Genomic DNA, 25,560 nt, shown 5'->3' with positions numbered 1-25,560 from the left:
TCATGACCGATGTCGAGGACAAGCAGGCGGTCCGCTCGGCGCACGAAGTGCTGTCGTGGAGCCGGTTCGGCGTCGAACCGGCGCTGCGCGGCGCCGTCGACCGGCTGCCCGAGTCGATGCGCGTCATCGCCGGGTACCACTTCGGGTGGCGCGACGAGCACGGCCAGGCGACCGGCGGCAACAGCGGCAAGGCGATCCGCCCGGCGTTGACGCTGCTCGCCGCCGAGGCCGTGGGCAGCGTCGCCGCGGCGGCGATGAGCGCGGCGGTCGCGGTCGAGCTGGTGCACAACTTCTCGTTGTTGCACGACGACGTCATGGACCGCGACACGACCCGCAGGCACCGGCCCACGGCGTGGAGCGTGTTCGGCGTCAACTCGGCGATCCTCGCAGGCGATTCCATGCTGGCGCTCGCGCTGGACGTGCTCGCCGACAGCGGTCACCCGTCCGCCCAGCAGGGCATGCGGATGATCAGCGCCTCCGTCCAGGGCCTGCTCGACGGGCAGGCGGCCGACATGTCGTTCGAGGAACGCGGCGACGTCGACCTGCTCGAATGCGTGAAGATGGCCGAAGGCAAGACCGGCGCCCTGCTGGGCTGCGCGTGCGCCATCGGCGCGCTGTTCGGCGGCGGCTCCGCCCAGCAGGTCCAGGAACTGCGCGGCTTCGGCGAAGCACTGGGCCTCGCGTTCCAGTTCGCCGACGACCTCCTCGGCATCTGGGGCGACCCGTCCGTCACCGGCAAGCCGGTCTTCTCCGACCTCCGCAACCGCAAGAAGTCACTCCCCGTCGTGGCAGCGCTCAACTCCGGCACCGAGGCAGGCCGCGAACTGGACGCCATCTACCACTCCGACCGCCCGCTCTCGGCCGACGACCTGAGTCGAGCAGCAGACCTCATCGACCTCGCAGGCGGCCGCGCCTGGAGCCAAGCACGCGCCGACGACCTGCTCACCCGCGCCAGGAACCACCTGACCGCAGCCACCCCAACCCCTCGCGCAGCAGCAGAACTCGACGCCGTCGCAGAACTCGCCACCAACCGCGACCACTGACCACACCCGCCCCGCCGACCCGCTCACCGACCGAATGGCCTCGGCGGGCACCCACAGCGGCACTCGCCGGGCCAGACGAGTGCCGCCCCACGGGCCCAGGACCTTCGCACCGGAAGGTCCTGGGCCCGAACTACTTCCCACCACCCACACCCCACCCCGCCCACAGGACGCCTTGCCGACACACAGCAAGGCGCTCGTCCTCGCAAAGCGCGGGATACCGATGCGGCGCAGTCGCACACAACCCGACACCTGGTCAGTCGCAACCCGACGCCACCATCGGCGCAGCCGCCCCCCGCACCCGGCGCGGAGCGCCCACCGCCTACCGATGCGCAGCGAGGCGCCTTGTCAGGCGCAGCCTGATACCCCCTCGGCGCAGCCGCTCCCCCGCACCCGGCGCGGAGCGCCCACCGCCCTACCGACGCGCAGCGAGGTGCCCTAAACCGCCCAGCCGACACAAGCGAAGCCAGACCTCCCCCTGCCCCCGATACACAGCGCCCTCCTGCCACACCCCCGTTTGTCAAGGCATCTTTCCCGCCTTGACAAACGGGGGTGTGGCATTGAGACAATCGCGCGCACGGGGGCCGGGCTTAGCAGGAAGCAAACGGACCGGAACAACACACCGGCGGCCGGACTTCTCCGCAACGACCCACAACACCCCAAGGACCGGGCTTCACCAGGGCACCCCAGCCCCTACTCCCCCGTCTTCTTCGCCGACAACGTCACCGTCGCCCCGCAATCCACGACTTCCCCAGGCCCAGGCATCTGCCCGGTAGTCGTCCAATTCCGATCATTGATCAACAACCGCCCCTGCCCGGTCGCATCCCTCTCCAGCAGCACGTACAACCCACTGGCCTGCATCGCATCCTGCGCATCCTGATGCACCATCCCCACCACATCCGGCACAGTGCACGTCTTCGCGACCTCAGTGCCCCTCACCGGCGCCGGGGTCGACACGACAGACGGGAGCGCCTTCATGGCAGTGGGCGTGAACGGTGGATTCTCACCCACCCCGGCTCCACAACCCCCCAAAACCAGCGCGAACACAACGACCACCAGTGACCGACTCATGCTGGGCTGCCTCCGGATCCGACGAGTGCCCGACATGTCAGCGTCGCACGCCCCCGCGTTACTTGCTCGAATATGCCAACCCAGCTATATTCCCCACATGGCATCAACATTCGCGGTCCTGGCCGACCCCAGCCGCCGCGAAATCCTCGACCTCCTCCGCACCGGCGAACGCCCGGTGGGTGACCTCGTCGACCACCTCACCCTCACCCAACCAACCGTCTCCAAACACCTGAAAGTCCTCCGCGAAGCCGGCCTGGTGGACGTCCGCCAGGACGCCCAACGCCGCTGGTACCGAATCCGCCCCCAACCCCTGGCCGAAATCGACGCCTGGCTGACCCCCTACCGCCGCATGTGGGAACACAGCCTCGACGCCCTCGAACACCACCTCAACACCACCCCCGACGCAGAAACAGAAACCCACGAAGGACCCACCGCATGACCCCCCGCGCAACCCTGGAAACCCTCCAGGGCCACCCAGTCCTCCGCTTCCAACGCACCCTCCCCCACTCCCCCATCAAGGTCTGGCGCGCCATCACCCGACCGACCGAACTCGCCGCCTGGTTCCCCGCAACCGTCCAGTTCGACCTCACCCCGGGCGCCAGGATCCACTTCACCTTCCCCGAAGGAGCACCGGTCGACGACGGCGGCACCGGCGAGGTGCTGGAGGTCGACCCGCCCAAGGTGTTCGCCTTCCGCTGGAACTCCGACGTGCTCCGGTTCGAACTCGTCCCGACCGACGACGGCTGCGTCCTCCACTTCACCCAGGTCCTCGGCGACCGCCTCTCCGCGGGCCGCAACGCCTTCGGCTGGGACACCTGCCTGGCCGTTCTCGACGCACACCTGGACGGCCGAACCCACACCCCGAGCAGCGAGTTCCTAGCGCCGCTGGAGTCCTACATCCGCGAGTTCCACCTCGACGAGGGCACCTTCGACGGAACCACGGCGCACTTCGCCCGCGACCTGGTCTGGAAACCCGCCACCGACATCTGGACCCTCCTGACCGGGGACACGAATCCCCAGGTCGGCGACGCACCACCCCCCAGGGCCACCAACCCGCACGTGCCCACCACCCCGCTGACCGAGGTCACCGCCCCGCACGTGCTCGCCTACGGCCCGGTCCGCTGGGAGATCACCCAGGACCCCGCCCTGGGCACACGCGTCGAACTCACTCACACCCCACCCGCCGACGCCGACCCCGCCCTCGTCCTCGCCGCATGGCACGCGCACCTGGAACTCCTCTTCGCCGCCGCGTTCGGCGAAATCCGCTGCCCCTGGCCACAAGACCGCACCGACGAACTCCACCAGCACTACACCCACCCCCTCGCGAGTCGAACCCCCAGACACCCCGTGTCGAACCTCCAGACACCCCCGATACGGGAATAGTTGCGTCGTCAACTACGTTCCACCGAGCGTAGGTGACACATCAACTCCCGCGAGAGGGTCCAGTCATGAGCCAGAGCACCTTGCAGCCGCAGGTGGACGTGCGCCGCTCGGCCGAGCGCGATGCCACCAAGATCTCGTGGCTGGACTCGAAGCACTCGTTCTCGTTCGGCCAGAAGTACGACCCGACCAACACCCACCACGGCCTGCTGCTGGTGAACAACGACGACGTCGTGCGGCCGGGCGCGGGGTTCGAGACGCATCCGCACCGGGACATGGAGATCGTGACCTGGGTGCTCCAGGGTTCGCTGGTGCACCAGGACTCCACGGGGCACAACGGGATCATCTACCCCGGTCTGGCGCAGCGGATGAGCGCGGGCCGCGGGATCATGCACTCGGAGAAGAACGACTCGTGGCGGCTGGAAGGCGCTGCCCACCAGGATCCCGTGCACTTCATCCAGATGTGGGTGGTCCCGGACGAGAACCGGATCACGCCGGGCTACGAGCAGCTGGAGATCGACAACGACCTGCTGAGCGGCGGACTGGTGCCCGTGGCGTCCGGAATGGACGTCCACGACGGCGCGGCGGCCATCCGCATCAAGAACAAGTACGCCGCCCTGCACGCCGCCCGCTTGCAGCCGGGTCAGTCGGTCGAACTGCCCGAGGCGCCGTACCTGCACCTGTTCGTGGCACGGGGATCGGTGACCCTGGAGGGCGCGGGCGCGCTCGCCGAGGGTGACGCGGTGCGGTTCACCGCGACCGGCGGCCAGCGGGTGACCGCGACCGAACCGGCCGAGGTGCTGGTGTGGGAGATGCACGCGACGATCGCGGGCTGACCGCTCACCCGGCGGTGCCCGATCGGAGTTGCGCCGCGATGGCCGCGCGGTCGATCAGCGACGTCACCGCCGCGATGCGACCTCCCTCGTAGCGGTAGAAGACGTGTTCGGCGAACACGAACCGCCCGCCGGTCGGCGGGAAGCCAAGGAACTCGCCGACCGGCGTGCAGTCGAAGACCAGGCGGCACGCCACGTGGTCACCCGCGGCCACGACGACGTGCGCGTCGAAGACGAGGTCCGGTATCGCGGCGATGTCGGCGGCCCGCTGGTCCTGGTACTGGCGCCGCGTCAGCGGTTCGCCGTTGTACGTCAGCTCGTCGTGCAGGTGGTGCACGAGGTCGTCGAGACGGCGTTCGTTCAGGACGGCGAGGTAGGCGCGGTAACGGGTCTCCAGGTCATCGGTCATGCCCCATCCTCTCCCCGCGAGCCCAGTCCTTGCAGCACAAGGGAAAGGCCGTGGTCGAACCGCTCGTCGAACGACCCGTCCTCCAGGTGCTCGCGGGTGAGCGCCAGTGCCGGGTACTCGCCGGACGCGAGCAGGCGGCCGAAGTCCTCACCGAGCGCGTCGGGCGACGCCTGCTCCTCCTGGGTGAGCCCGAGCACGAAGTAGACGATCGTCCAGCACACCCAGACCGCTTGGCGCGCCGGGAATCCCGCACCGAGCAGCGCGCCGACCATGGTGTCGGCGAACCGCAGCGTGGCGGGTTCGGCGGCGTACGTCCCGGCCACGATCCGGGCCCCGTCCCGCCGCGCCAGCAGGGCGCGGCGGTAACGGTGGGCCAGTTCGCGAACCCGGTCCCGCCACGGTTCCGGCAGATCCTCCACCGGCGCTCCGGCGACGATCGCGTCCGCCATCAGTTCGAGCAGGCGCGCCTTGGTCTTCGCGTGCCACAGCACCGTGTTCATCCGGACGCCGAGCCGGTCCGCCACACCGCGGACGGACACCGCGTCGGCCCCCTTGTCGTCCAGCAGTTCCAGCGCGGCGCGCACGACGGTGTCCGGGTCGAGGCCGGTTGCGGACTTCTTGGTCACTGACCTAGTGTACGACCCCATCGGTTGTTGGTCAGTGACCAAGGAGGAACACGTGGAGCAGGTAGTGGTAGTCGGCGGCGGGCCCGTCGGACTGTGGTTGGCGGCCGAACTGGGGCTGGGCGGGGTGCCGGTCACCGTCCTGGAGACCCGCACCGAACGGGATCCGCACTCGAAGGCGCTGACGATCCACCCGCGGACGCTGGAGGTGCTGGCGTTCCGCGGTGTCGTGGACCGGTTCCTCGCCGAGGGGATGCGCATCCCGAACGGCCACTTCGGCGGGCTGGACGACCGGATGGACTTCCGCGTGCTGGACACGGACTTCCCGTTCACGCTGGCGCTCCCGCAGGTCCGCACCGAGGAACTGCTGGAGGAGCACGCCGTGGAGCGGGGCGCGCGGATCCTGCGCGGCCACCGGGTGACCGGGCTGCGCCAGGACGCCGACTCGGTGGCGCTCCGGGTCACCGGTCCCGACGGGCCGTACGAACTCACGGCCGCATATGTCGTCGGCTGCGACGGCACGCGCAGCGCGGTCCGCGAGGCCGCGGGCATCGACTTCCCCGGCACGCCGGACACGACGTGGGGCTGGCTCGCCGACGTCGTGCTGGACGACCCGCCGCCGTCGCTGATCTCCATCTCCGGCGCCAACGGCGGCCTGATGGCGGTGCCGATGCCCGGTGGCGTGCACCGGTTCGTCGGCGGTTCCAGCTATACCGAACGCCCCGGCGAACTGACCTTGGACGAGGTGCGCGCCACGGTCACCGCCATCGCGGGCACCGACTTCGGTCTGCGCGACCCGCGGTGGCTGTCGCGGTTCGGCAACGCCACCCGTCAGGCCGAGCGGTACCGCGACGGCCGGGTGCTGCTCGCGGGCGACGCCGCGCACATGCACTTCCCCGCGGGCGGGGTCGGGCTCAACGTCGGCGTCCAGGACGCCACGAACCTCGGCTGGAAGCTCGCCGCGACCGCGCTCGGCACCGCGCCCGACGGGCTGCTGGACAGCTACCACGACGAACGCCACCCGGTCGGCGCGGACCTGCTGCTCAGCACCCGCGCGCAGACCGCGCTGATGAACGCGGCCACCCCGGAGGTGCTGGCGCTGCGCGCACTGCTCAGCGGGTGCATCGCGACCGTGCCGGAGTTCTCCCGCACCCTCGCCGAACGCCTGTCCGGCCTCGCCGTGGCCTACCGGCCGGGCGACCACCCGCTGGTCGGCACCCGCGCACCGGACCTCCGGGTGGCGGGGACCAGCCTGTTCACCCTGCTCCGCACCGGGAAGCACGTGCCGCTGGACTTCACCGGGGAGCCCGCGGAGCACGCCGGGTGGGAGGACGTCCGCGGCGCGCTGATCCGCCCCGACGGCCACGTGGCTTGGGCGAGCGGCAAAACGGCCACGGCCACCCACTAGCCTTCAGGCATGGCAAGCACGCGGCTCTACTGCAAGGGGAAGCTGGAGGCGTCCGACTTCGACCTCGACCAGGTCTCCGAGCACCTCCAGGACCCGGACGCCGTGGTGTGGGTGGACTTCCACTCCCCCACCCAGGACGACCTGGCGACGATCGCGGAGGAACTGGGGCTGCACGCGCTCGCCATCGAGGACGCGCTGGCGAAGCACGAACGGCCGAAGTTCGACCAGTACGACGGGCACTCGTTCCTGACCGCCAAAGCCGTCCGGTTCGAGGACGACGTGCTGGCCCCGACCGAGGTGTCCGCGTTCATCACCGAGCGCGCGCTGGTGACGGTCCGGGACGAGTTCGACTTCGAGGACGTGCTGAAGCGGTGGGACGAGCCGGGCGACCTGTCCGGTGTCGGGGTGGGCTTCCTGCTGCACGGGCTGCTGGACTCGATCGTCGACGGGCACCTGGCCGTCGCGCAGAAGCTCGACGACGAGATCGAGGACCTGGAGGACGTGCTGTTCGAGGAGCGTCCCGATCACAAGGGGATGCAACGCAGAGCGTTGCGGCTGCGGAAGAACCTGGTGATGCTGCGGCGGGTGGAACTGCCGATGGCGGACGTGGTCGGGGCGTTGCTGCGGACCGATGACGCGATCGTGACGGCGGAGTTGAAGCCGTACTTCCAGGACGTGAACGACCACGTGCTGCGGGTGACGGACTGGACGGAGTCGTTGCGGGAGATGACGACGACGTTGCGCGAGACCCAGCTCACCGCGCAGGGCAACGTGATGAACATGATCATGAAGAAGGTGACGAGCTGGGCGGCGATCATCGCTGTGCCCACCGCCATCACCGGGTTCTACGGGCAGAACCTGCCTTATCCGGGGTTCGAGCAGCCGTGGGGGTTCTGGGTGTCGACGGCGGCGATACTGGCGCTGTCGGGGGTGTTGTACCTGACGTTCAAGAAGCGGGACTGGCTGTAAGTCCACTGTGGACTCACAGCCAGCCGCGCTCGCGGGCGATGGTCGCGGCTTCGGATCGGTTGCGGGCGTTGAGCTTCGCCATGGCCGTGGACAGGTAGTTGCGGACGGTGCCTTCGGCCAGGTGGAGGCGGTGGGCGATCTCGGTGTTCGACGCGCCCTCGACGACTTCGCGCAACAACTCGCGTTCGCGGTCGGTCAGCGGGTCGGCGGAGTCCCAGGCGGCGACGGCCAGTTCCGGTGCGATGACGCGTTCGCCCGCGTGCACCTTGCGCAGCGCGTCGACCAGTTCGGCGATCGGGGCGTCCTTGAGGACGTAGCCGAGAACGCCGGCTTCCATCGCCCGGCGGAGGTAGCCGCCGCGGGCGAACGTCGTGACGATCAGCACTCTGGTGGGGTCGTTGCGCCTGCGGAGTTCGGCGGCCACGTCCAGGCCGGAGCGGCCGGGCATCTCGATGTCGGTGAGCAGGACGTCAGGTCTGTGTTCGGTGACGGCGGCGAGTGCCGCGTCACCGTCGGCGACGCCTGCCACGACCTCGATGTCCGGTTGGAGGTCGAGGAGGGCGGCGAAGGCGCCGAGGACCATGCCCTGGTCCTCGGCGAGGACGACGCGGATCACGTGGCGACCCGCAGGGGCACGGCGATGGTCACGGTGGTGCCCGCGGTGCCGGTGCGGTGCACACGGCCGCCCAGGGCGGCGATCCGCTCCCGCATCCCGGACAGGCCGTTGCCGTCGAGACCGCCGCCGGTCCCGTCGTCCGCGACCACGACGCGCAGCTCCCCGTCGACGGCGTGGATGCCGACGTGGCAGGTGCGGGCGCCCGCGTGCCGGGCGACGTTCGTGATCGCCTCCCGCACGGCGAGCGCGAGGGCGTGTTCGGTGGAGCCGACGAGGGTCAGGTCGGGGTCGCGGCGCACGTGCAGGTCGACCCCCGTGCTCGCCAGCGCACCGCGGGCGGCGTCCAACTCGGCCTCCAGACTGGCCTGCCGCCAGCCGCTCACGGTGGCGCGGACCTCGCTGAGCGCGTCCCGAGCGGTGCGCTCGATCTCGAGCACCTCCGCCCGCGCCCGCTCGGGGTCGACGTCCACGAGTTGCTTCACCAGCTGCGCCCGCATCACCACGGCGGTCAGCGAGTGCCCCAGCAGGTCGTGCAGGTCCCGCGCGATCCGTTCCCGCTCGGACACCGTCGCCAAGTGCTCGATGCGGGCGTTCTCCATGCGCAGCTCGGTGTTGGCGCGGGAGCGGGCCGCCTCGGCGATCTGCACCAGCCCGATCACCCAGATGAACAGCACCGGCGGGAGGATGTTCCACAGCTTGTAGGGCATCGGCGTCGCGGAGATCACACCGGAGACCACGGTCAGCGTCGTCAGGAACCCGAACCACCGCAACGCCGTCCGCCGCGTCTCGGTCAGCCCGGCGCACGCCGCCGCGTAGACGAACAGGACCGCCGCGCCCGCGTTGAACGACACCGCGAGCACGCCGAGCACCGTCGCGGGCACCGTCAGCCACCACCGGGCCTGCCACGGCCGCACCAGCGACATCGCGTACATCGGCACGAACGCCGCCACGATGAACGCCACCAGCGCCCAGTCCCACGCGTCGGCGGCCGGGTCGAAGATCGGCTGGAAGGCGGGCAGGCCCAGGTACACCAGGTGCACCCAGGTCCACGCGCGCAGGCGGGATGTCGTCATGGTCGAGCGAAACGATAGGACAGACCGGCCAGTCCCGCACTGACGGCGGTCATCCCGACCAGCACCAGCACGTGCCCGAGCACCTCACCGGGCTGGATCTGCGCCAGCGCCAGCCGCGCCAGGTGGTAGGGCGGCAGGAACGGCGCGACGTGCGAGAAGAACGACGGCAGGAACTCCAGCGGCATCCACAGCCCCGAGAAGATCGCCGACGGCATCAGCAGCGCGTTCAGGATCGCCGCCGCCGCGTTCGTGCTCGCCTGGAACCCGATGGCCAGTCCGAGCAGCGCGAACGGGAACGCGCCGAGCACCAGCACCCCGACCAGTCGGACCATCTGCCAGGGCGTCACGGTCAACGACCCGGTCGCCGCCGCCGCGGCGGCCATCGCCACCAACACCCCGATCGCGTAGGGGAAGGAGGCGACCACCTTCGCCGCCAACGTCACCCCGATCGGCACCGCCGACACCTGCTTGGCCCGCAACCACCCGCGCTCCCGGTCCTTCGCCACCCCCATGCCGGGGTTCATCAGCGTGACCGCCAGCACCCCGAACGTCCCGAAGGTCGCCAGCATCCCGGTGTTCTGCCTGCCGAACATCGACACGAACAACACGAAGAACCCCACCGGCATCACGATCGAGAAGAACAACGCCGCGGGCTCGCGGACGACACCCCTCAGGTCGTCCACGAGCTCCACGGCGAAGACCCGACCCAGACCGACCGGTCCACGATCGCGGCCGGCAGGCCGCCCAACAGCCGTCATGGTGTTCACGCCACAGCTCCAATGCAGGTCATGGGTCCCGCACACGGCGTGTGCGGGTGGGACGCGCCCTGGTCGTCCACCGGGTCCACCACTTCCCGGTTCCGGGGCGGACCGATCAGTCCAACGTGGACGGACGGCCACAACGCACCGATCGGTCTGCCGACACGGCCCGGCACCGGTCCGACGAAGCCCGGATGCCCCGCCCAGGTTCGACACGGGGTGTCTGAGCGTTCGACACGGGGTGTCTGGGGGTTCGACTCGCGGGTGGGTGGGGTCATGCGGCTGCGCCGATGCTGATGACGGCCTCCTCCAGACCGGCTTGTTCCACCCGGAGGTCCGCCAGCGTCGGATCCGCTGCCAGGAGCACGCGCAGCACGGACTCGGGCTCGCGGGTGCGCAGTCGCACCCACCGCCCGTCGCGGGACATCGACAGCACCCCCGGCATCGCCGCCAGCACCGAGTCGTCCAACGAGCACGTGGCCACGATCGTCCGGTCCGGCAGCACCGCCACCAGCTCGTCCGGCGTCCCCGACGCCAGCACGCGCCCCTTGTCCACCACCACGACCCGGTCGGCCACCCCTGCCGACTCCTCGATCAGGTGCGTCGTCACCAGCACCCCGACGCCGCGAGCGCACCGACCGGCCACGATCTCCCAGAACGACCGCCGGGCCGCCACGTCCAGCCCCACCGTCGGCTCGTCCAGCACCAGCAGCGCCGGGTCCCCCACCAGCGCCATCGCCAGCTGCAACCGCTGCCGCTGCCCACCCGACAGCTTCACCGCCCGGCGTCCGCCCAGCTCCGCCAACCCCAGTTCCGCCATCACCGGTCCGGCGGCCGACCGGGGCTGCCCGGCCCGCACGGCCGCCCCCACGACCAGCTCGCGCACCTTCAGCGTCGTCGGGAACCCCAGCGACTGCTGCACCACCCCCAGCTCCCGCCGGGACGCCGCGACCCGCGGGTCGCCCCCGACGATCGCGATCGACCCCGCCTGCCTGGCCAGCAGCCCGATCACCAGGTTCACCAGCGTGGTCTTGCCCGCCCCGTTGGGTCCCAGCAGCGCCACGCACTCCCCCGCGTCGACCCGCAGGTCGACCCCGTCGAGCGCGACCGTCCCGCCGTAGCGGTGTCGCACCCCCTGCATGTCCAGCACGGTCGTCATGGGCATCAGCCTGGCGGCAGGACCAACTGGTCCAGTAGTGCCGCCGCGTCACCGATCGCGGATGACAAATGTCAACCTCCCGGCCACGAAGATCGACAGTGGTCTAACGGGGGGACACGGGTCTGCATCGTAAAAGCGAACCGGCAAATCGAACCGGTAGGAAGGAGGGGCCGAGGATGCGAATTGGACCCGCCGTCGCGACCACGATCCGTGGATTGAACTCCGAAGTAGCAATAAATAAAACTTGGTCGATCCTTAAATAGACTTTAAATGCCCTACTCCAGGGCTGTGACGGAAGATCACGATCCGTGACCACCCTGGCGAGGACATGCCAAGGAATGGGAAGTCCGGGACTCCCGGTCACCGAGGTCGTACAGTGCCATGGCCTCGGTGTTGCCGGGGCTGCCGACACCCGTCGACAACCGCGGAGACACCGATGAACGACTTCAGGGTCCGCCCGTACGCCCTCACGGGCGGACGTACCCGTTCGAACGTCACGCTGGACATCGAGACCATCGTGACCACGAACGAGGAGGTCGCGCGCGACCCGATGACCGACACCCTGGAGCACCGGACGATCAGCGCCCTGTGCCGGGACCCGCACTCAGTGGCGGAGGTCTCCGCACGTCTGAGGCTTCCGCTGGGGGTCGTGCGGGTGCTGCTGGCGGACATGTCCGACCTGAGCCTGATCACCGTGCACCGCAACGAGGAGACCGAGGGCAGCAAGCCCACCACAGCGCTGCTGGAGAGGGTGCTGGCCGGGCTGAGGAACCTGTAGGGACCTAGGTGGGCATGTTCAGCAGGGTCGCGCCACTGCTGTCCCGCACCACGAACGCGGCGATGTCGTTCCACTTCATGCCAAGGCCTCCGTCCAACTGGACGGGGGCCTTGTCGCCGTTCGCCGGAGGTGCGCTGACCAGCCACGACGTCACGGGCATCGTGCCGCCGTCGCGCGCCAGGGCGACCAGTTCGCACCGGCCGGGACCCTTCGCGCCCTCTACTTCGAACTCGATGGACGTGCCCCACGCCTCGGGACGCGCGTGGATCTTGGCGCTGAGCCCGGTCTTGGGGTCGGAGCGGCTGAGCTCCTGGAACACGTCGGTCTCGTTGTTGGCCACCGCGGACTGCCTCGGCGGGTCCTGCACGTTCTGGGCCACGTTCGAGGTGTTGCCACTGCCGGAGGTGAGCTTGACGGTGGCGGCGGCGGTGCCACCCATCAAGAGCACGGCGACCGCTGCGGCCGCCAACGCGTAGTTGCGCTTCTTGCGCCCGCGGTCGATCGACACCGAGTCCAACATCGCGCGAACCGAGCGACCGTCGGGGCGTTCCCCCGCGGTCCCCCGAAGGAGTCCTGCCTGGTCAGCCTCGTCCAGGAGGTCGGGCAGAACGGCGAAGTCCTTCAGGTCCAGCGCGCACTTGCGGCACTGGGCGAGGTGGTTCTCGAAGGCGTCGACCTCGTCCTCGTCGAGGACGCCGAGGACATACGCCGCCACGTCGATGTGGTCCGGCAGCGCTGTCACCTGGTCAGCCCCGATCCTGCAGTGCCCGCCGAAGGGCGCGAAGTGCGTAGTAAACCCTGGACTTCACCGTACCCGCGGGCACGCCGAGCACCTCTGCGGCCTCGCCGACGGTCCGGTCGCGCAGGTACGTCTCGAGAATAGCCTCCCGGTGCTCCGCGGTCAGGCCGCTCATCGCCTCCGCGACCACGATCGCGGACAGCGTGCGGTCGGCCTCGTCACGCACCGGAGCCTCGTCCGACGGCGTCAACTGGGACTCCTGGGGTCGCACGCTGCGCTTGCGCCGGTCGTCGATGACCAGGCGTCGAGCCACCGTGAACAGCCACGATCGGAGCAGCACCGGGTCGCGCTCGAGCTTCTCGGCGTTGCGCCAGGCTCTGACGAGCGTCTCCTGGACGATGTCCTCCGCCCATTGCCGGTCGTGACCGGTCAACCGCATGGCATGTCCCAGCAGGGGACTACCGAATTCTTGGTATAGCCGTCGGATCAGTTCGTCTTCCAGACTTCCGTCCGGTTGCCACATCTGATCACGCTCGGTTTGCGTACGTCTGTGCCGCGCCACGTCACGCATCTTGGCTTGAGTTCGCCTTCTAGTCGAGAGTTTTGACGGAAGAAAAGTTTTCGAATCGTTTGTGAACCTTCATCCAGGCCGGACCGTACTCCTCTGTATCCGCCACATTGGCCTGGGGGCACCTCCAGCTCATTAGGCCGATCGGCGGATCACGACAGGAGAGAAGGGACCCGCGTGATGCGAAGCCGACATGCCAGGCGGTCGCTGCTGCTCGTTACCGCAGCCGCCGCCCTCGTGCTCGCCAGCGCGTGCGCAGTGCCCACCGCCAGCGGTGGCCCCGCGACCGACGACCCCGCCTACAGCGCGGCGGACAACGGCAGCGGCAACGCCGCCGTGGCGGGCGCGGGCGACGCGGCGCAGCCCGAGCAGAAGGGCGGCGCGGGCGGCGAGCCCACGCTCCAGCTCTCGGCCACCGAGTCCAAGGACGTCGGCTGGTTCGTCGCCGACCGGGACGGCTACGCGCTCTACCGCTACGACAAGGACACCGCGAAGCCCCCGAAGTCCGCCTGCGAGGGCGACTGCGCGAAGACGTGGACCCCGGTCCCCTCCAGCTCGCACACGATGGTCACCGGCGTGGACCCGACGATGGTGGGCGAGGTCGTCCGGGCCGACGGGACGAAGCAGGCCACCCTCGCCGGGTGGCCGCTCTACCGGTTCACCGGCGACAAGGCCCCGAGCCGGACCGGTGGACAGGGCAAGGGCGGCACCTGGTGGGTCATCACCCCCGAGGGCGCGAAGGCCCAGTCCGTCGTCGCGGGCGCCGCGACGCCGACCTCCGGCACCGAAGGCTACTGAGGCGCCGACCCGTGTCCCCCAAGCGCTTCCTCGCCGTGCTGGTAGCACTCCAGTTCCTGTTCGCGGTGGCCGTGACCGGCACCGCGACCGCCGACGAGCCCGGTCAGCGGACCCCGCTCGGGATCATCACCGAGTCCGACAAGGACCTGCTCGTCAAGGTCCGCCAGGCAGGACTGTGGGAAGGCCCGATGGGCGAGGAGGCGCAGACCCGCGCCGAGGCCCCGCGGGTCAAGGAGGTCGGCGCGCAACTGGCGAGCGACCACCAGTTCCTCGACCAGCGCGTGGCGAAGCTGGCCGAGCAGATGGGCGTGCCGCTGCCGTCGGTGGCCAACCCCAACCAGCAGTCGTGGATGGACGAGCTCCGCGGCCTCAACGGCGCGGCCTTCGACCAGACCTTCGCGAACCGCTTGCGCGCGGCCCATGGCCAAGTGTTCAGTGCTATCGCTAAGGTTCGAGCCGGCACGGGCAACGACGCCATCCGGGAGTTCGCCCAGATCTCCAACAACATCGTGCAGAAGCACATGACGCTGCTGGAGAGCACCAACCTCGTCAACGCGCAGGGACTGGCCGACCCGGTCCCCGCCGGTGGCATGGCGGGCATGGGCCCCAACGGCGGCGATCCGGCTCTGGCCGCGCGGTCGGGGTTCCTCGGCGGGCTGCTGCCCGCCGACGGTCCCAGTCCGCTGATGATCGGCCTCATCGTCCTGGTGGGAGCGGTCGTCACGGTCGCCCTGCTGCGCATGACGAAGCCCAAGCATTCGGTGAAGTGACCGAAGCCGTGCCGGGGTGCGAACCCCGGCTCCCCGCGAACGAGGAGGGAGGTGGTCCGAGAGGACACGACGACTTCCATCGCGGAACTGGTTCCACCCGCCCGCCCGTCCTGGCGTGAACACTCCTGCACGCCAGGGCGGACGGGTACCGCCCCCCGTCCCCCGAGTTGTCTCCACCCCGCCGTTTTCTCGGAGGTTCCACGTGTTCAACCAGGTCCCGCTCCTGCTCGCTCAGGCAAGCGCCGACCAAGACGCCGGAGTGAAGAGCGTTGCTCAGCTCTCGGCGCGTCTTGCCTACGCGACCATGTGCGCGACCCTCGCCTGGGGCGTCCTCATCGCCACCGGCTGGGCCCACAAGATCACCGGCACGCAAGGGCTGCGCAACACCCACATGGTGCTCGCGACCCTCGCGCTGGCGTTCGGCAGCCTCCACGCCTTCTGCTTCACCATGCTGAAGACCATCGACTTCGGCCTGATCAAGATCCTCTTCCCCTTCGTGAACGGCGGGCTGTTCCGGCACGCGCTCGGCATCGTCGGGCTCGAGCTGATGATCGCCATCGCCTTCACGGTCGGTCTTCGCAAGAAGGCCCTGTACCGCAAGTGGTTGCGGTTCCACCAGATGGCCTACGTCGCCGTCACGATCACGATCGTCCACTCCTGGTTCGGAGCCGTCGCCAACGGAAACCTGGCGATCCTCTGGCTCGCGGGGCTGACGATCCTGATCCCGACCGCTACGATCGCCATCGCGCGCTTCCTCCCGTCGGAGATCCTCATGCGACTCGGGATGATGGAGCCCGAGCCGGGCTTCGAGCCCGAGCCGACCGGCGGCGGGAACGCCATGGATGTCAGCGTCGACAACCACCGGTGCCACAGGTACGGCGTCTGCCAGGCCGAGGCACCGGAAGTGTTCCAACTCATCGAGGACAACAGGCTGACCTACGAGCGCAGGCCTTCGCCCGAGCTGTTCGCGAAGGTCCGCACGGCGGCCAGGTCCTGCCCAATGCGGGCGATCGAACTGCGGGAGCGTGTGCGGTGAAGGCGGAGGAACGGGTGGTCATCGTTGGCGGTGGCCTGGCGGGGCTGCGGGCCGGGGAGCGCTTGCGCGAACTGGGTTTCAACGGCGAGCTGATGATCCTGTCGGCCGAGCGGCACAAGCCGTACCACCGACCGGCGCTGTCCAAGGAAGTCATCACGGGCGAGCTCAACCCCCGTGAGCTGGGTTTCAAGATCAGCGACGAGATGGGCGCGACCTGGCGGCTGGGAGTGCCCGCCGAGTCGTTGGACACCGGCAGGCGCATGGTGGGTCTCCCCGGCGGGGAAGAGGTCCGCTACGACGGCCTGATCATCGCGACGGGGGTGGAGTCCAGGCACATGCCCGGTGCTCCCCGCCAGGACGAGCGCGTGCACGTGCTGCGGACCGTCGACGACGCCATCGCGATCCGCAACTCGATCGCGACCACGCAGGGCCTCGTCGTCGTCATCGGCGGTGGACTGATCGGTTGCGAGATCGCCGCCTCGGTGCGCGGCATGGGCCGCGACGTGGCGATCATCAACCGCAGCAACACGCTGCTGGGCGGCGCGACGGGCAAGGTGATCGGCGACTACGTCACCGACACGCACCGCGCCAAGGGCACGCGGCTGGCGCTGGGCGTGAAGATCCTGCACTGGATGCGCCAGGCCAACGGCATCGCGATCCACCTGTCCGACGGCCAGGTGCTGTTCGCCGCCGTCGTCGTGCTCGCGGTCGGCTCGGTGCCCTCGGTGTCGTGGCTGCGCGGTTCCGGCCTCGTGCTGGAGGACGGGCTCATGTGCGAGCCCAGCACCCACGTGGTCGGCGGCACGGACATCGTCGCCGCCGGTGACGTCGCCCGCTGGCCCAACCTGCGGTTCGGCGGTGTGCAGCGCCGCGTCGAGCACTGGCTCAACGCCGTGGAGATGGGCCGCGCGGCCGCGGAGAACCTGCTGGTGGGCCGGGACAGCTCCCGCCCCTACACGCCGGTGCCGCGCTTCTGGACCGAGCAGTACGGCATGCGCATCCAGGGCGCTGGTCTCGCGTCGCTCGCCACGGACACGACCACGCTGTCGCAGCCGACCGGCGACCACCGGACGATCACCGGGTTCATCAAGGACGGCAAGCTCGTCGCCATGGTCGCCCTCGACTCCCCCGGCGCCCTGATCCGCCTGTCGCCGCAGCTGTTCAAGCAGAACGGCATCACCCGGCCGGAACGCACGCAGTTCGCGCCCCAGCCGCAGGTCGCGCAGGAGCAGCAGGTCCCGATCACCCCGCCCGTGCAGCAGCCCGTCGCCGAGGAGCAGACCCGCTACGCGCCGCAGCCGGCGGCCGAGCAGACCCGCTACGCCCCTCCGCCCGCTGCCGAGCAGACCCGGTACGCACCGCAGCAGTCCGAGCCCCAGTACCAGGCTCCGGCCGCCGCCCAGTTCGAACCGGAGATCGACGTCGACCCGGCCCAGGAACGGGAGCTGGAGGCCGCGATGGCCGAAGCCTTCCTCCCCACCCGCAGCCAGGGCCCGACCATCCGCTCCAGGTCCGGCGGCCAACCCAGGCTGCTGGTCCGCTCCGGCGGTGGCGGCGGCCGCAGCGGCGCCCGCCCACCCAGGTAGCAGCAGCTCGTCGAGGGAAGCCGGGTGCTGTGTGGACGTCCACACAGCACCCGGCTTTTCGCTGTGCCTACACTCGTTGTGGCAAATCGGAAGCAGAGCGGCGGGGTTGGGTGTCATGGGCAGCGTCCGGCAGCGCATGGTCGAGGGCGCACTCCGCCTGCTCGCCCGCCGCGGCCTCCAGGCCACCTCGTTCGCCGAGGTCCTCGAACTGACGGACTCCCCCCGCGGCTCCGTCTACCACCACTTCCCCGGCGGCAAGGACGAGATGGTCGCCGCCGCCATCGCACTCGCCGACGAACACGCCACAGCGCTCCTGGAGAAGAACGCGGGCGAACCCGCCACCAAGATCACGGCCGACTTCCTCCGCATGTGGCGCACCGTCCTGACCCGCTCCCGCAACCGCGCGGGCTGCGCCGTGGTAGCCGTCACCGTCGCCACCGACTCCGACGAACTGATCACCCAGGCAGGCACCATCTTCCGCACCTGGCGCGACCGCATGGCGGTGCTGCTCGAACAGGGCGGCCTCACCACCACCGACGCCAAGTCCTTCGCCGCCACCCTGATCGCCGCCAGCGAGGGCGCAGTCGTCCTGTGCAGAGCAGAACGCAGCATCGAACCCTTCGACCTCATGGCAGACCAGATGACCACCCTGGCAACTACACTCACCACCCAGAACCAGCCCTAGAGCCAGGCCTTGCCGCCGAACGCACCCAGCCCAGAGCCAACCCGCCACAGACGCACCCAGGCCAAAGCCACGATGCCCCATCGGCGCAGCCGCTCCCCCGCATCCGGCGCGGAGCGCCCACCGCCCTACCGACGCGCAGCGAGGTGCCCTGTCGGGCGCAGCCCGATGCTGGCGTCGCCAGACCCACCCCTGCACCCGATACAAAGCCGCTCTGGGCTTGCCACAGCTTGTCAAGACATCTTTCCCGTCTTGACAAGCTGTGGCAAGGCCAGAACACTCGGCGACCGGGTGCAGCCGCCCTAAACCCAACCCACCCCGCACCCCGCACCCACCGACCCGGCGCAGCGAACAAGCTCAGCGGCTAGCCGCAGCCTTGGCCAACGCCCCGAACTCCTCCACCCCGAACGCCATACCACCCAACCCCCACCCACCCTCGGCAGCCTCGGTGAGAATCACCCAGGTCCGCCCCACAAGCCCAGGATCACCCGCAACACCAGCCACGATCTCCGTGGCCTCCTTGACGATCCGCCGCTGACCCTCACGATCCAGCGACCCGGGCGGCGTGACGATCTGCACCCGCACAGTCCGCGCCGACGGGGTGTTCGCCGTGCTGACCGCCGTCACAGGAAGCCGATGGATGAACGCCGCCGTGTTGTCCAGGTGGAACGCACCGGGGTTCGCGACCCCTTCAGCCCGCAGGACCGCGCGGGTGAGCTGGGCGCCAAGCACCTCATCCGCATCCGCGGGAAAGAGGTCGACAGGCGCGTAAACGTCGATCATGGGCATGGCCACTGCTCTGTTCGATGGGATCCCGACCGTCCACACTGTAGGCCCGACTATGACGACCTACATAATCCCCACGGACACACTTCCCTGCCCAAAGGGCACGCAACGACCCCACCACCATGTATGCCCACATAGCGACCGCGCCCAACCGCACCACCTCGACGACCGACCAGCAGCAGGTGATCTCATGACAAGGACGTGTCGGCGGACCTCCCCGGTGCCGGCACTGTTCACCTGTCCGACCTGTTGGGGTAATGACCGGTCCTCAGCATTCCGGGGAAGACTTGCCGCCGAACAGGCGAACGACCTCGGGGAGTTGTGGTGCCAATGCCGACGAACAGGACCGGTGTCACCGTCGTGGGGATCCCCGCGCGCAACGAGGCGACCACCGTCGCCGCCGTGGCCCGCGCCGCGGACGCGGGTTTGCGCACCGCGTTCCCCGACGGCAGGAACGTGGTGGTGCTGGCCGAGAACGGCAGCACGGACGGGACGGCCGAGCGCTTCGAGGACACCGACCTGGTGGTGGACAAGGTGGTCGTGCGGTCCGGCGGGATCGGCACCGGCAAGGGCACCAACGTGTTCGAGATCCTGGACCAGGGCGCACGGCTGGACGCGGACCGGGTGCTGCTGCTCGACGCGGACGTGCGGTCCACCGAACCCGAGTGGATCGACCGGTTGGCCTGCGCCGTGGACGGCCAGGAACCCGCCATCGCGGTGCCCGCCTACCGGCGCAACAGGTTCGAGGCCAACACCACGAACCACCTCGCCAGCCCGCTGCTGGCCGCGGTGTACGGGGTCCACGTGCAGCAGCCCATCGGCGGCGAGTTCGCGTTCAACCGGGCGTTCGTCGAACGCGCCCGCACCTGGGCCCGCCCCGCCAGCTCGTACCTGTACGGCATCGACGTGTGGCTGACCGCCAACGCGCTGCGGGAGAACCTGCGGGTGGTCGAGGTCCCGCTGGGCCGCAAGCTGCACAACTCGCCGTTCCCGAAGATCCTGCGGCTGCCCCAGCAGGTGCTCGACTCGCTGTTCCACGTCCTGCTGACCACCGAGGGGGTGCGCCCGCCCGCCCCGCGCGAACCGGTGACCCGCGCCGCGATCGACAGCGCCTCCGTGCGGCCCGATCCGGTCGTGGTCGCGCACGTGACCCGTTCGGTCGGCCGCTACCTCGGTGACCACTGGACGGAGGTGTGCGAGGTCTTCCCGTCCGCGCGCGACCTCCGGACGGCGCCTTGGGGCCTGCGGGTCGGCACGGACGAGTGGCCGGAGCTGCTGGCCGACGCCGTGGCCGGTGTCGCCCGCGGCGGGCTGGAGACGACCCGTGACCACCTGGTGTCGCTGTACGTGAACCGGGTGCTGACGTTCTGGGAGGAGATCGAGGAGCTGGACGGCCCGCAGATCGACGTGCTGCTGGACCGGCAGGCGACCGAGACCGTTCGGGCGCTGGGGTCGCGGGACATCGCGCTCGACCGAACGGCGGAGCACTCCCTCTTCCACGAGAACCACTGGGTGGGCTACAACGACGAGTCCGAACAGCCCCTTGGCTGGAGTGTTCCCGCCTGACGTAACGCCCGGCGGCCCTGAAGCGCTTTGTAGTGCATGAGCCGACGCGGCGACCTGCCGAGCACGGGGCGCCCCCGCCTGCCCAAAGCACTGATCACGTTGGCGGTGGTCTTCCTGGTCCTGGCCGTCTGGAACGGCTGGCTCGCCGTCGGCGACTCGGCCCTCTGGCGCAGCGTCACGGCGGCGTCGTGCCTGGTGTGCGCCGCCGCCCTGACGCTGATCGCCGTAAACGACGGACGGAGCTGAGAACCCCTAAAGTTGACCCATGGTCTTCTTCGGCGGTCTGCTGGTTCTCCTGGCGTTGTTGACGCTGGTCTTCCGCGACGCCGACATCGGCGGCATCGCCCCCACCACGGTCGGCATCACGCTGCTCGTGGTGGGGGCGCTGTCGATCGGTCTCGGGTTCCTCCGGAAGGCGCAGGCCCGCCGCCGCCGCGCCGCCAGGGGCGAACCCGAGCCCGTCGGCAACGTCTTCGAACGCGCCCGCGCCCTCCCGAGGTTGCTCAGGGCCGCGCGCAGCAAGGAGGGCTACGCCGGACTGCCCAAGGGCCGCATGGCCCTGTGGGGGTTCGCGCTGCTGTACCTGGTGTCGCCGATCGACATCCTGCCGGAGTTCCTGCCCATCATCGGCGTCACCGACGACGCCGGTGTCGCCGTGTGGCTGCTCACCAGCGTGTCGGCCGCCGCCGGGATGTACCTGAACTACGAACGCGACCGGAAGAACCTCCCGCCCGCCCGCTAGTCCAAGGTGGCGAGGAAGGTTTGCCACTGGACCGCCGGGAACGCGAGCGCAGGCCCGGCGGTGTTCTTCGAGTCCCGCACCAGCACTTCAGACTGACTGTGGGCGATCTCGACGCAGTCGCTCTGGCCTTCACCGCTGTAGCTGCTCTTACGCCAGGTCAGGGCCTTGGTCATCGCGGTCCTCTCGACGGTCGTAGATGCTCGCCCAGTGGGCAAACACCGACCTCGATTGTCCCGCATCCAGCGCAAGACCTGCGAGTGCCTTCTGCTTGTGCTGGTAGACCCCGATCTCCAGCTCATCCTCGGTGAAGACGGTAACCACGTCCGTCTCGCTGTAGGCAACTGGTTTGACCGGCTTGGCGAAGGTCATCAGGTTGAAAGAGTGCACCAAGGCAGGGTGACCGGCCCTGGACATCGGGATCACCCGAGGAGCCAAGCGCGACCACTCGCACATGAAGGCCAGCCGCATCATCTGGTCGTGCATGATCCGGCTGCTGCCGATGACAGTCCGCAGGGCGATCTCATGGATGTAGAAGACCGCCTCGGGCGACTTGGGCCCACCGAGGACCGATTGGCGCTCCATCCGAGTAGCGAGGTCGAAGTCCCGCACCTCGGGCCCGCGGACACCATCCGGGTCGATCACCTTCCTTGCGTACCCCTCGGTCTGCAGCAGCCCTGGTATGAGCATCGGCTCGTACTTGCACATGGTCAAGGCTGCCCGCTCGTGGATCATCAAGCACAGCAAGTTGTCCGACAGGCGGCCGTCGTGCGCGCGGAGGAAGTGGCCGATGTCCTGTTCGGACGCTATGCGCTGGATGCGTTCCCTGGTCTTGTGATCCGCACCCAGCTTGCCCAGCAGCGCGCCGTAGTCCCAGGAAGTGGTTGTGCGCCAACCGTTCTCCAGCTTGGATAGCTTCCCGGCCGACCACCCCAACTCCTCGGCGACCGCCGTCGCCTTGAGGTTGGCGCGCTTGCGGGCCAGGTGGAGTTCCTGGCCCAGTTCCCTGCTGCGCGCGGTGGTCAGCCGTGCGCAGTGTCCGGTGTCCAGGTCTGCGTCCATGACATCCGAAGCTACCGCCTCGCGGCCTCGGAATCGTTGCTGGGCCTGGTTTTCCACTCCAAGGGATCACCTGCGAACACGTCATGACCGGTGGTCATCATCTGCTTGAGCACGCCGACCCACCAGACCATCGTCAGCGCGATGATCGTCGGGTTCTTCACGAACAGCAGCAACGCCAGGTTTTCCCGTCCCACCAGGGCTTCCGCGCCGACGTCGAACACCAGGAACGCCACCCCGAGGAACCCGGACTGCACCACCAGGGCGCGCCAGTGCTCGCGGGCGAAGGCGCGGGCGTTCGCCCAACTTCGCACTCCTACCCCGCGCGTCGCGATCCGCCAGACCACGACGACCAGTGCGATCCGGATCGCCATCACCACGACCTCCGACGCCAGGACGATCGGCGCCGGGAGGTGGACGTCCGGGTTCACCACGGCCAACCGCTGGACCGACGGGATCAGCGAGACCCCGACGATCAGGACCACGTGCCGGAGGTAGAACCGGCCCGTCCACGTCGGCACCTCCAGCGCCAGTCGCGCTTCGGCCCGCCATCTTCTCGTCCGCCCCATGTCCGTCTCCCCTCAGATTGTTTTAGTTCACTATACTAAAATATCTCCGGAGGTAAAGTGCCGGACATGGCGAAGGATCGGGGCGCCGACCTCGGGCGCGAGCTGAGCACGGCGGTGGTGATGTTCCACGAGGCGGTGGGGCAGCACCTCGGCGTCAGCGCGGGCGACCAGCGCGCGCTCGCGCTGATCCGCGGCGGCCCCCTGCCCGCGGGCGCGCTGGCCAAGGAGATCGGCCTCACCCCCGGCGCGGTGACCGGGATGATCGATCGGCTGGAGGCGGCGGGGCTGGTGCGGCGCGAGGTGGATCCGAACGACCGCAGGCGGGTCCTGGTCGACAGCACGGAGTCCGGCATCAGTGCCCACAGTGGACTCTTCGACGAACTCGCCGCCGCCATGGGGAAGATGGTCGGCCGGTACACCGCCGCCGAGCAGGCGGTGATCGGCGACTACGTCGTGCGCACCATCGGGATCCTGCGCGAGCAGACCGCGAGGCTGACCGAACGCCGGTAGCCCGCCGTCCGGTTCACCCACGGCCGAGCAGTGCGCCGCGGCGGTCTGACAGAAGCCGCGGCCTAAAGACCTTTGACACTCCTCAACACCGGGGCGGTCTCCGCGACGCGGGTCGCGGGCAGGTCGGCGACGCGGGTCGTGAGGTAGGTGAACAGGGCCGCCGGGTCGGCGGACAGGACGCTGGCGTAGAGGTTGGTGGCACCGGTCGTGGCGGCGGCGAACGGGACCTCCGGATGGGCGGCCAGGGCTTGGCCGGCGGCCACAAGTCGTTCCGGGGCGGCGGAAAGCCAGAGCAGCGTCTGCATCCCGGTGGGCAGCAGGCCGTAGTCGAGGTCGACGTCGAAGTAGAGGGCACCGCTGACCCGCAGCTCCTCGACGCGGCGGCGGATCGTGGTCGGCGGCAGGCCGGTTTCGGTGTGGATCGCGGACACGCGGGTCCGGCCGTCGCGGCGGAGGATCGCGAGCAGCAGGAGGTCGGCGTCGTCGAGCACGACCCGGCGGCCGGGCTCGACGTGAGGGGTGAGGGCGGCGACCTGGGCGGGTGACAGGACGTCGACAACGCTTCGCGGGCCGCCGAAGAAGACGTGCAGGACGCAGTTGGCGGTGACGTCCACGACGCGGCGGGTGCGCGGGAGGTGGTCGAGCAGGACGGCGGGCGCGTCCTCGTCGGGGCGGCCGCGGACGACGCAGACGATCTCCGTGCCACCGGACACGAGCTTCACCCAGGAGGTCTCGGGCCTGCGCGCCAACGCTTTCGCGACGGCGAGGGCGTCGTGCGGGAGGCATTTGACCCGGACGAACCACGACGTCTCACCCAGCAGGGCCGGATCGGTGGAGCCGACGACGCGGATGCCGTGCTCCGACCTCAACCGCGCGTACCGGCGGGCGACGGTCTGGTCGGAGACGTCCAGGACTTCCGCGACGCGGTTGAACGGGGCGCGGCCGTCGAGCTGGAGGGCGTGGACGATCTTCAGGTCCAGTTCGTCGAGAACCGCCACAGCGGGCCCCCTTCTGTCGACTTGCGCCGATTTCGCCGTGGTGGATGTGCCTGTCGGCCGTCCAGCCGGAGTCTGGGGTGGTCGACCTGAGGAGGACAACATGACCACATTGGTGATCGGGGCGCGCGGGAGCGTCGGAAGGCACGTGCTGGACCAGCTCGTCGAGGCTGGTGAACCGGTGCGCGCGTCCGTCCGGAACCCAGTCCCGACCGACTTCCCGGCGACCGTGCCGGTGGTCGCCGCCGACCTGGCGAAACCCGACACGCTCGGCCCGGCGCTCGACGGGGTGCGGTCGGTGTTCCTGTACGCGACCCCGTCCGGGATGGAGGACTTCGCCGTCGCGGCGGTGAAGGCCGGCGTCGAGCACGTCGTGGTGATGTCGTCGGGGAGCGTGCTGCTGCCGCACACGGCCGGGAACGCGAGCACCGAGGAGCACCGCGCGGTCGAACGGGTGCTCACCGGGTCCGGGCTGCGGTGGACTCCCGTCCGCCCGCTCGTGCTGGCCAACAACGCGCTGAACTGGGCCTGGTCGATCCGCGACGAGGGTGTCGTGCGGCTGCTGCACCCCGAGGCCGTCATGGCGCCGGTGCACGAGCGGGACGTGGCTTCGGTCGCCGTCGCGGCGCTGGCCGGGAAGGACGGGGTCGACGAACTGCTGACCGGGCCGGAGCCGTTGACGCAGCGGCGGCAGGTCGAACTGGTGGCCGAGGCCGTCGGGCTGCCGATCAGGGTGGAGGAGCTGACCGAGTCGCAGGCCACCGAGCAGTTCGCCCGCTTCATGCCCGTCGAGATCGCGGCGTCGATCGTCCGGTTCGTCGTGGAGGCGACCCGAGGCGGATCGCCCACCACCGACACGGCCCTGCGGGTGCTCGGCCGTCCGCCGCTGACGTTCGCGCGGTGGGCGGAGGAGCACGCGGCGGAGTTCGGCGGCGCGACGGCGTGATCCGGGCGCCAAGGAACCGCCGGTACTCGACGGACGGCGCCTTCCCGCACTTCCAGGGGTACGCGGTAGCCCGTTGCGGTGAAGGCCGACCACC

At 69.7% G+C, this 25,560-nt stretch carries 31 protein-coding genes; 17 read left to right on the top strand and 14 right to left on the bottom strand.

Translation table 11 applies throughout. The annotated features are described in order from the left end of the window. Positions 1-2: 2 nt before the first annotated feature. Positions 3-1,043, top strand: coding sequence for a family 2 encapsulin nanocompartment cargo protein polyprenyl transferase (locus RM788_RS40695; protein ID WP_315925294.1), 1,041 nt, complete (start codon positions 3-5; stop codon positions 1,041-1,043). A 690-nt stretch (positions 1,044-1,733) separates the two neighbouring features. Here RM788_RS40695 and RM788_RS40690 read toward each other — a convergent pair. Continuing rightward, positions 1,734-2,051: a PASTA domain-containing protein gene (locus RM788_RS40690; RefSeq protein ID WP_315925292.1), complete on the bottom strand. Its 318-nt coding sequence runs from the start codon at positions 2,049-2,051 to the stop codon at positions 1,734-1,736. A 157-nt stretch (positions 2,052-2,208) separates the two neighbouring features. On the opposite strand from RM788_RS40690, the gene RM788_RS40685 reads away from it, so the two are divergent. The 3 genes from RM788_RS40685 (at position 2,209) to RM788_RS40675 (ending at position 4,327) form a co-directional block, all read left to right on the top strand. Continuing rightward, positions 2,209-2,550 carry an ArsR/SmtB family transcription factor gene (locus RM788_RS40685; RefSeq protein WP_315925290.1) on the top strand — a complete coding sequence of 114 codons (342 nt, stop codon included), beginning with the start codon at positions 2,209-2,211 and terminating at the stop codon, positions 2,548-2,550. Beyond that, the gene (locus RM788_RS40680) at positions 2,547-3,494 is read left to right on the top strand and encodes an SRPBCC family protein (RefSeq protein WP_315925288.1); all 948 of its coding nucleotides are present in this window, start codon (positions 2,547-2,549) and stop codon (positions 3,492-3,494) included. Before RM788_RS40685 ends, RM788_RS40680 begins: the two co-directional genes overlap by 4 nt. A 65-nt stretch (positions 3,495-3,559) precedes the next feature. Beyond that, positions 3,560-4,327, top strand: coding sequence for a pirin family protein (locus RM788_RS40675; protein WP_315925285.1), 768 nt, complete (start codon positions 3,560-3,562; stop codon positions 4,325-4,327). A gap of 4 nt (positions 4,328-4,331) precedes the next feature. On the opposite strand, the gene RM788_RS40670 is transcribed toward RM788_RS40675, so the two are convergent. Further along, a complete protein-coding gene (locus RM788_RS40670) occupies positions 4,332-4,733 on the bottom strand; it encodes an ester cyclase (RefSeq protein ID WP_315925283.1) in 402 nt (133 codons plus the stop codon). Beyond that, positions 4,730-5,359, bottom strand: a complete 630-nt coding sequence (locus tag RM788_RS40665; protein WP_315925281.1) for a TetR/AcrR family transcriptional regulator C-terminal domain-containing protein — start codon at positions 5,357-5,359, stop codon at positions 4,730-4,732. The genes RM788_RS40670 and RM788_RS40665 overlap by 4 nt, the downstream gene beginning before the upstream one ends. A 52-nt stretch (positions 5,360-5,411) precedes the next feature. On the opposite strand from RM788_RS40665, the gene RM788_RS40660 reads away from it, so the two are divergent. After that, positions 5,412-6,764 carry an FAD-dependent monooxygenase gene (locus RM788_RS40660; protein ID WP_315925279.1) on the top strand — a complete coding sequence of 451 codons (1,353 nt, stop codon included), beginning with the start codon at positions 5,412-5,414 and terminating at the stop codon, positions 6,762-6,764. Positions 6,765-6,773: 9 nt separating this feature from the next. Further along, positions 6,774-7,733 carry a magnesium transporter CorA family protein gene (locus tag RM788_RS40655; RefSeq protein ID WP_315925277.1) on the top strand — a complete coding sequence of 320 codons (960 nt, stop codon included), beginning with the start codon at positions 6,774-6,776 and terminating at the stop codon, positions 7,731-7,733. A 13-nt stretch (positions 7,734-7,746) separates the two neighbouring features. On the opposite strand, the gene RM788_RS40650 is transcribed toward RM788_RS40655, so the two are convergent. The 4 genes from RM788_RS40650 to RM788_RS40635 all read right to left on the bottom strand — a co-directional run bounded on the left by RM788_RS40650 (position 7,747) and on the right by RM788_RS40635 (position 11,339). Further along, positions 7,747-8,349 (bottom strand): response regulator, encoded by a 603-nt coding sequence (locus RM788_RS40650; RefSeq protein WP_315925275.1) that lies wholly within the window; start codon positions 8,347-8,349, stop codon positions 7,747-7,749. Further along, entirely contained in the window at positions 8,346-9,422 is a 1,077-nt protein-coding gene (locus RM788_RS40645; RefSeq protein WP_315925273.1) for a sensor histidine kinase, read from the bottom strand. Before RM788_RS40645 ends, RM788_RS40650 begins: the two co-directional genes overlap by 4 nt. Next, entirely contained in the window at positions 9,419-10,114 is a 696-nt protein-coding gene (locus RM788_RS40640; RefSeq protein ID WP_315925271.1) for an ABC transporter permease, read from the bottom strand. The genes RM788_RS40645 and RM788_RS40640 overlap by 4 nt, the downstream gene beginning before the upstream one ends. Before the next feature lie 340 nt (positions 10,115-10,454). Beyond that, positions 10,455-11,339: an ABC transporter ATP-binding protein gene (locus RM788_RS40635; protein ID WP_315925269.1), complete on the bottom strand. Its 885-nt coding sequence runs from the start codon at positions 11,337-11,339 to the stop codon at positions 10,455-10,457. A gap of 436 nt (positions 11,340-11,775) precedes the next feature. Here RM788_RS40635 and RM788_RS40630 point away from each other — a divergent pair, with 436 nt between their 5' ends. Next, a complete protein-coding gene (locus tag RM788_RS40630; protein WP_315925267.1) occupies positions 11,776-12,117 on the top strand; it encodes a DUF742 domain-containing protein in 342 nt (113 codons plus the stop codon). Positions 12,118-12,121: 4 nt separating this feature from the next. On the opposite strand, the gene RM788_RS40625 is transcribed toward RM788_RS40630, so the two are convergent. Beyond that, on the bottom strand, positions 12,122-12,859 hold the full coding sequence (locus tag RM788_RS40625) for an anti-sigma factor family protein (protein WP_315925264.1): 738 nt from the start codon (positions 12,857-12,859) through the stop codon (positions 12,122-12,124). Between the two features lie 4 nt (positions 12,860-12,863). Further along, positions 12,864-13,427, bottom strand: a complete 564-nt coding sequence (locus RM788_RS40620) for a sigma-70 family RNA polymerase sigma factor (RefSeq protein ID WP_315925262.1) — start codon at positions 13,425-13,427, stop codon at positions 12,864-12,866. A gap of 177 nt (positions 13,428-13,604) precedes the next feature. Here RM788_RS40620 and RM788_RS40615 point away from each other — a divergent pair, with 177 nt between their 5' ends. From RM788_RS40615 to RM788_RS40595, 5 genes are all read left to right on the top strand, one after another. Continuing rightward, positions 13,605-14,222 carry a hypothetical protein gene (locus tag RM788_RS40615; protein ID WP_315925260.1) on the top strand — a complete coding sequence of 206 codons (618 nt, stop codon included), beginning with the start codon at positions 13,605-13,607 and terminating at the stop codon, positions 14,220-14,222. Between the two features lie 11 nt (positions 14,223-14,233). Continuing rightward, on the top strand, positions 14,234-14,992 hold the full coding sequence (locus RM788_RS40610; RefSeq protein ID WP_315925258.1) for a DUF4142 domain-containing protein: 759 nt from the start codon (positions 14,234-14,236) through the stop codon (positions 14,990-14,992). 259 nt (positions 14,993-15,251) lie between these two features. After that, positions 15,252-16,028: a ferredoxin gene (locus RM788_RS40605; protein ID WP_315925257.1), complete on the top strand. Its 777-nt coding sequence runs from the start codon at positions 15,252-15,254 to the stop codon at positions 16,026-16,028. A gap of 14 nt (positions 16,029-16,042) precedes the next feature. After that, positions 16,043-17,614 (top strand): NAD(P)/FAD-dependent oxidoreductase, encoded by a 1,572-nt coding sequence (locus RM788_RS40600; protein WP_315925255.1) that lies wholly within the window; start codon positions 16,043-16,045, stop codon positions 17,612-17,614. 115 nt (positions 17,615-17,729) lie between these two features. Then, entirely contained in the window at positions 17,730-18,299 is a 570-nt protein-coding gene (locus RM788_RS40595) for a TetR/AcrR family transcriptional regulator (RefSeq protein ID WP_315925253.1), read from the top strand. A gap of 354 nt (positions 18,300-18,653) precedes the next feature. Here RM788_RS40595 and RM788_RS40590 read toward each other — a convergent pair whose 3' ends face one another. After that, positions 18,654-19,085, bottom strand: a complete 432-nt coding sequence (locus tag RM788_RS40590) for a tautomerase family protein (RefSeq protein ID WP_315925251.1) — start codon at positions 19,083-19,085, stop codon at positions 18,654-18,656. Between the two features lie 327 nt (positions 19,086-19,412). Here RM788_RS40590 and RM788_RS40585 point away from each other — a divergent pair, with 327 nt between their 5' ends. Genes RM788_RS40585 through RM788_RS40575 form a run of 3 tightly spaced genes read left to right on the top strand, consistent with a single transcriptional unit; the run spans position 19,413 to position 21,390 of the window. Then, complete coding sequence (locus RM788_RS40585; RefSeq protein ID WP_315925249.1) at positions 19,413-20,648, top strand: glycosyltransferase family protein; 1,236 nt, start codon at positions 19,413-19,415, stop codon at positions 20,646-20,648. 36 nt (positions 20,649-20,684) lie between these two features. Beyond that, positions 20,685-20,894, top strand: coding sequence for a hypothetical protein (locus RM788_RS40580; protein WP_315925247.1), 210 nt, complete (start codon positions 20,685-20,687; stop codon positions 20,892-20,894). A 19-nt stretch (positions 20,895-20,913) separates the two neighbouring features. Further along, a complete protein-coding gene (locus RM788_RS40575; RefSeq protein ID WP_315925245.1) occupies positions 20,914-21,390 on the top strand; it encodes a YkvA family protein in 477 nt (158 codons plus the stop codon). Here RM788_RS40575 and RM788_RS40570 read toward each other — a convergent pair. From RM788_RS40570 to RM788_RS40560, 3 genes are read right to left on the bottom strand one after another with little or no spacing between them, the layout of a single operon-like run. Beyond that, a complete protein-coding gene (locus RM788_RS40570; RefSeq protein ID WP_315925243.1) occupies positions 21,387-21,563 on the bottom strand; it encodes a DUF397 domain-containing protein in 177 nt (58 codons plus the stop codon). The two genes, RM788_RS40575 and RM788_RS40570, sit on opposite strands and share 4 nt — an antisense overlap. Beyond that, complete coding sequence (locus RM788_RS40565) at positions 21,538-22,449, bottom strand: helix-turn-helix domain-containing protein (RefSeq protein ID WP_315925241.1); 912 nt, start codon at positions 22,447-22,449, stop codon at positions 21,538-21,540. Before RM788_RS40565 ends, RM788_RS40570 begins: the two co-directional genes overlap by 26 nt. An 11-nt stretch (positions 22,450-22,460) precedes the next feature. Continuing rightward, positions 22,461-23,015, bottom strand: coding sequence for a hypothetical protein (locus tag RM788_RS40560; protein WP_315925239.1), 555 nt, complete (start codon positions 23,013-23,015; stop codon positions 22,461-22,463). 66 nt (positions 23,016-23,081) lie between these two features. On the opposite strand from RM788_RS40560, the gene RM788_RS40555 reads away from it, so the two are divergent. Then, positions 23,082-23,525: a MarR family transcriptional regulator gene (locus RM788_RS40555; RefSeq protein WP_315925237.1), complete on the top strand. Its 444-nt coding sequence runs from the start codon at positions 23,082-23,084 to the stop codon at positions 23,523-23,525. A 62-nt stretch (positions 23,526-23,587) separates the two neighbouring features. Here the strand turns inward: RM788_RS40555 and RM788_RS40550 are convergent, their stop codons facing one another. Further along, a complete protein-coding gene (locus RM788_RS40550; RefSeq protein ID WP_315925235.1) occupies positions 23,588-24,523 on the bottom strand; it encodes an Lrp/AsnC family transcriptional regulator in 936 nt (311 codons plus the stop codon). A 100-nt stretch (positions 24,524-24,623) separates the two neighbouring features. On the opposite strand from RM788_RS40550, the gene RM788_RS40545 reads away from it, so the two are divergent. After that, positions 24,624-25,466, top strand: a complete 843-nt coding sequence (locus RM788_RS40545; protein WP_315925233.1) for an SDR family oxidoreductase — start codon at positions 24,624-24,626, stop codon at positions 25,464-25,466. Positions 25,467-25,560 lie beyond the last annotated feature (94 nt).

This window comes from Umezawaea sp. Da 62-37 (genome assembly GCF_032460545.1).
Classification (GTDB): Bacteria; Actinomycetota; Actinomycetes; order Mycobacteriales; family Pseudonocardiaceae; genus Umezawaea.
Note: the sequence above shows the minus strand (reverse complement) of the source record. Positions and strands in the feature narration are given on the sequence as shown.

What these genes read in the sequence shown, in the direction of transcription:
- RM788_RS40630 (WP_315925267.1), top strand. Translation starts at nt 11,776, where the DNA reads ATGAACGACTTCAGGGTCCGCCCGTACGCCCTCACGGGCGGACGTACC.
- RM788_RS40575 (WP_315925245.1), top strand. Translation starts at nt 20,914, where the DNA reads ATGGTCTTCTTCGGCGGTCTGCTGGTTCTCCTGGCGTTGTTGACGCTG.
- RM788_RS40580 (WP_315925247.1), top strand. Translation starts at nt 20,685, where the DNA reads ATGAGCCGACGCGGCGACCTGCCGAGCACGGGGCGCCCCCGCCTGCCC.
- RM788_RS40565 (WP_315925241.1), bottom strand. Translation starts at nt 22,449, where the DNA reads ATGGACGCAGACCTGGACACCGGACACTGCGCACGGCTGACCACCGCG.
- RM788_RS40560 (WP_315925239.1), bottom strand. Translation starts at nt 23,015, where the DNA reads ATGGGGCGGACGAGAAGATGGCGGGCCGAAGCGCGACTGGCGCTGGAG.
- RM788_RS40635 (WP_315925269.1), bottom strand. Translation starts at nt 11,339, where the DNA reads ATGACGACCGTGCTGGACATGCAGGGGGTGCGACACCGCTACGGCGGG.
- RM788_RS40555 (WP_315925237.1), top strand. Translation starts at nt 23,082, where the DNA reads ATGGCGAAGGATCGGGGCGCCGACCTCGGGCGCGAGCTGAGCACGGCG.
- RM788_RS40680 (WP_315925288.1), top strand. Translation starts at nt 2,547, where the DNA reads ATGACCCCCCGCGCAACCCTGGAAACCCTCCAGGGCCACCCAGTCCTC.
- RM788_RS40585 (WP_315925249.1), top strand. Translation starts at nt 19,413, where the DNA reads ATGCCGACGAACAGGACCGGTGTCACCGTCGTGGGGATCCCCGCGCGC.
- RM788_RS40590 (WP_315925251.1), bottom strand. Translation starts at nt 19,085, where the DNA reads ATGCCCATGATCGACGTTTACGCGCCTGTCGACCTCTTTCCCGCGGAT.
- RM788_RS40595 (WP_315925253.1), top strand. Translation starts at nt 17,730, where the DNA reads ATGGGCAGCGTCCGGCAGCGCATGGTCGAGGGCGCACTCCGCCTGCTC.
- RM788_RS40695 (WP_315925294.1), top strand. Translation starts at nt 3, where the DNA reads ATGACCGATGTCGAGGACAAGCAGGCGGTCCGCTCGGCGCACGAAGTG.
- RM788_RS40655 (WP_315925277.1), top strand. Translation starts at nt 6,774, where the DNA reads ATGGCAAGCACGCGGCTCTACTGCAAGGGGAAGCTGGAGGCGTCCGAC.
- RM788_RS40570 (WP_315925243.1), bottom strand. Translation starts at nt 21,563, where the DNA reads ATGACCAAGGCCCTGACCTGGCGTAAGAGCAGCTACAGCGGTGAAGGC.
- RM788_RS40670 (WP_315925283.1), bottom strand. Translation starts at nt 4,733, where the DNA reads ATGACCGATGACCTGGAGACCCGTTACCGCGCCTACCTCGCCGTCCTG.
- RM788_RS40685 (WP_315925290.1), top strand. Translation starts at nt 2,209, where the DNA reads ATGGCATCAACATTCGCGGTCCTGGCCGACCCCAGCCGCCGCGAAATC.
- RM788_RS40615 (WP_315925260.1), top strand. Translation starts at nt 13,605, where the DNA reads ATGCGAAGCCGACATGCCAGGCGGTCGCTGCTGCTCGTTACCGCAGCC.
- RM788_RS40620 (WP_315925262.1), bottom strand. Translation starts at nt 13,427, where the DNA reads ATGCGTGACGTGGCGCGGCACAGACGTACGCAAACCGAGCGTGATCAG.
- RM788_RS40545 (WP_315925233.1), top strand. Translation starts at nt 24,624, where the DNA reads ATGACCACATTGGTGATCGGGGCGCGCGGGAGCGTCGGAAGGCACGTG.
- RM788_RS40645 (WP_315925273.1), bottom strand. Translation starts at nt 9,422, where the DNA reads ATGACGACATCCCGCCTGCGCGCGTGGACCTGGGTGCACCTGGTGTAC.
- RM788_RS40675 (WP_315925285.1), top strand. Translation starts at nt 3,560, where the DNA reads ATGAGCCAGAGCACCTTGCAGCCGCAGGTGGACGTGCGCCGCTCGGCC.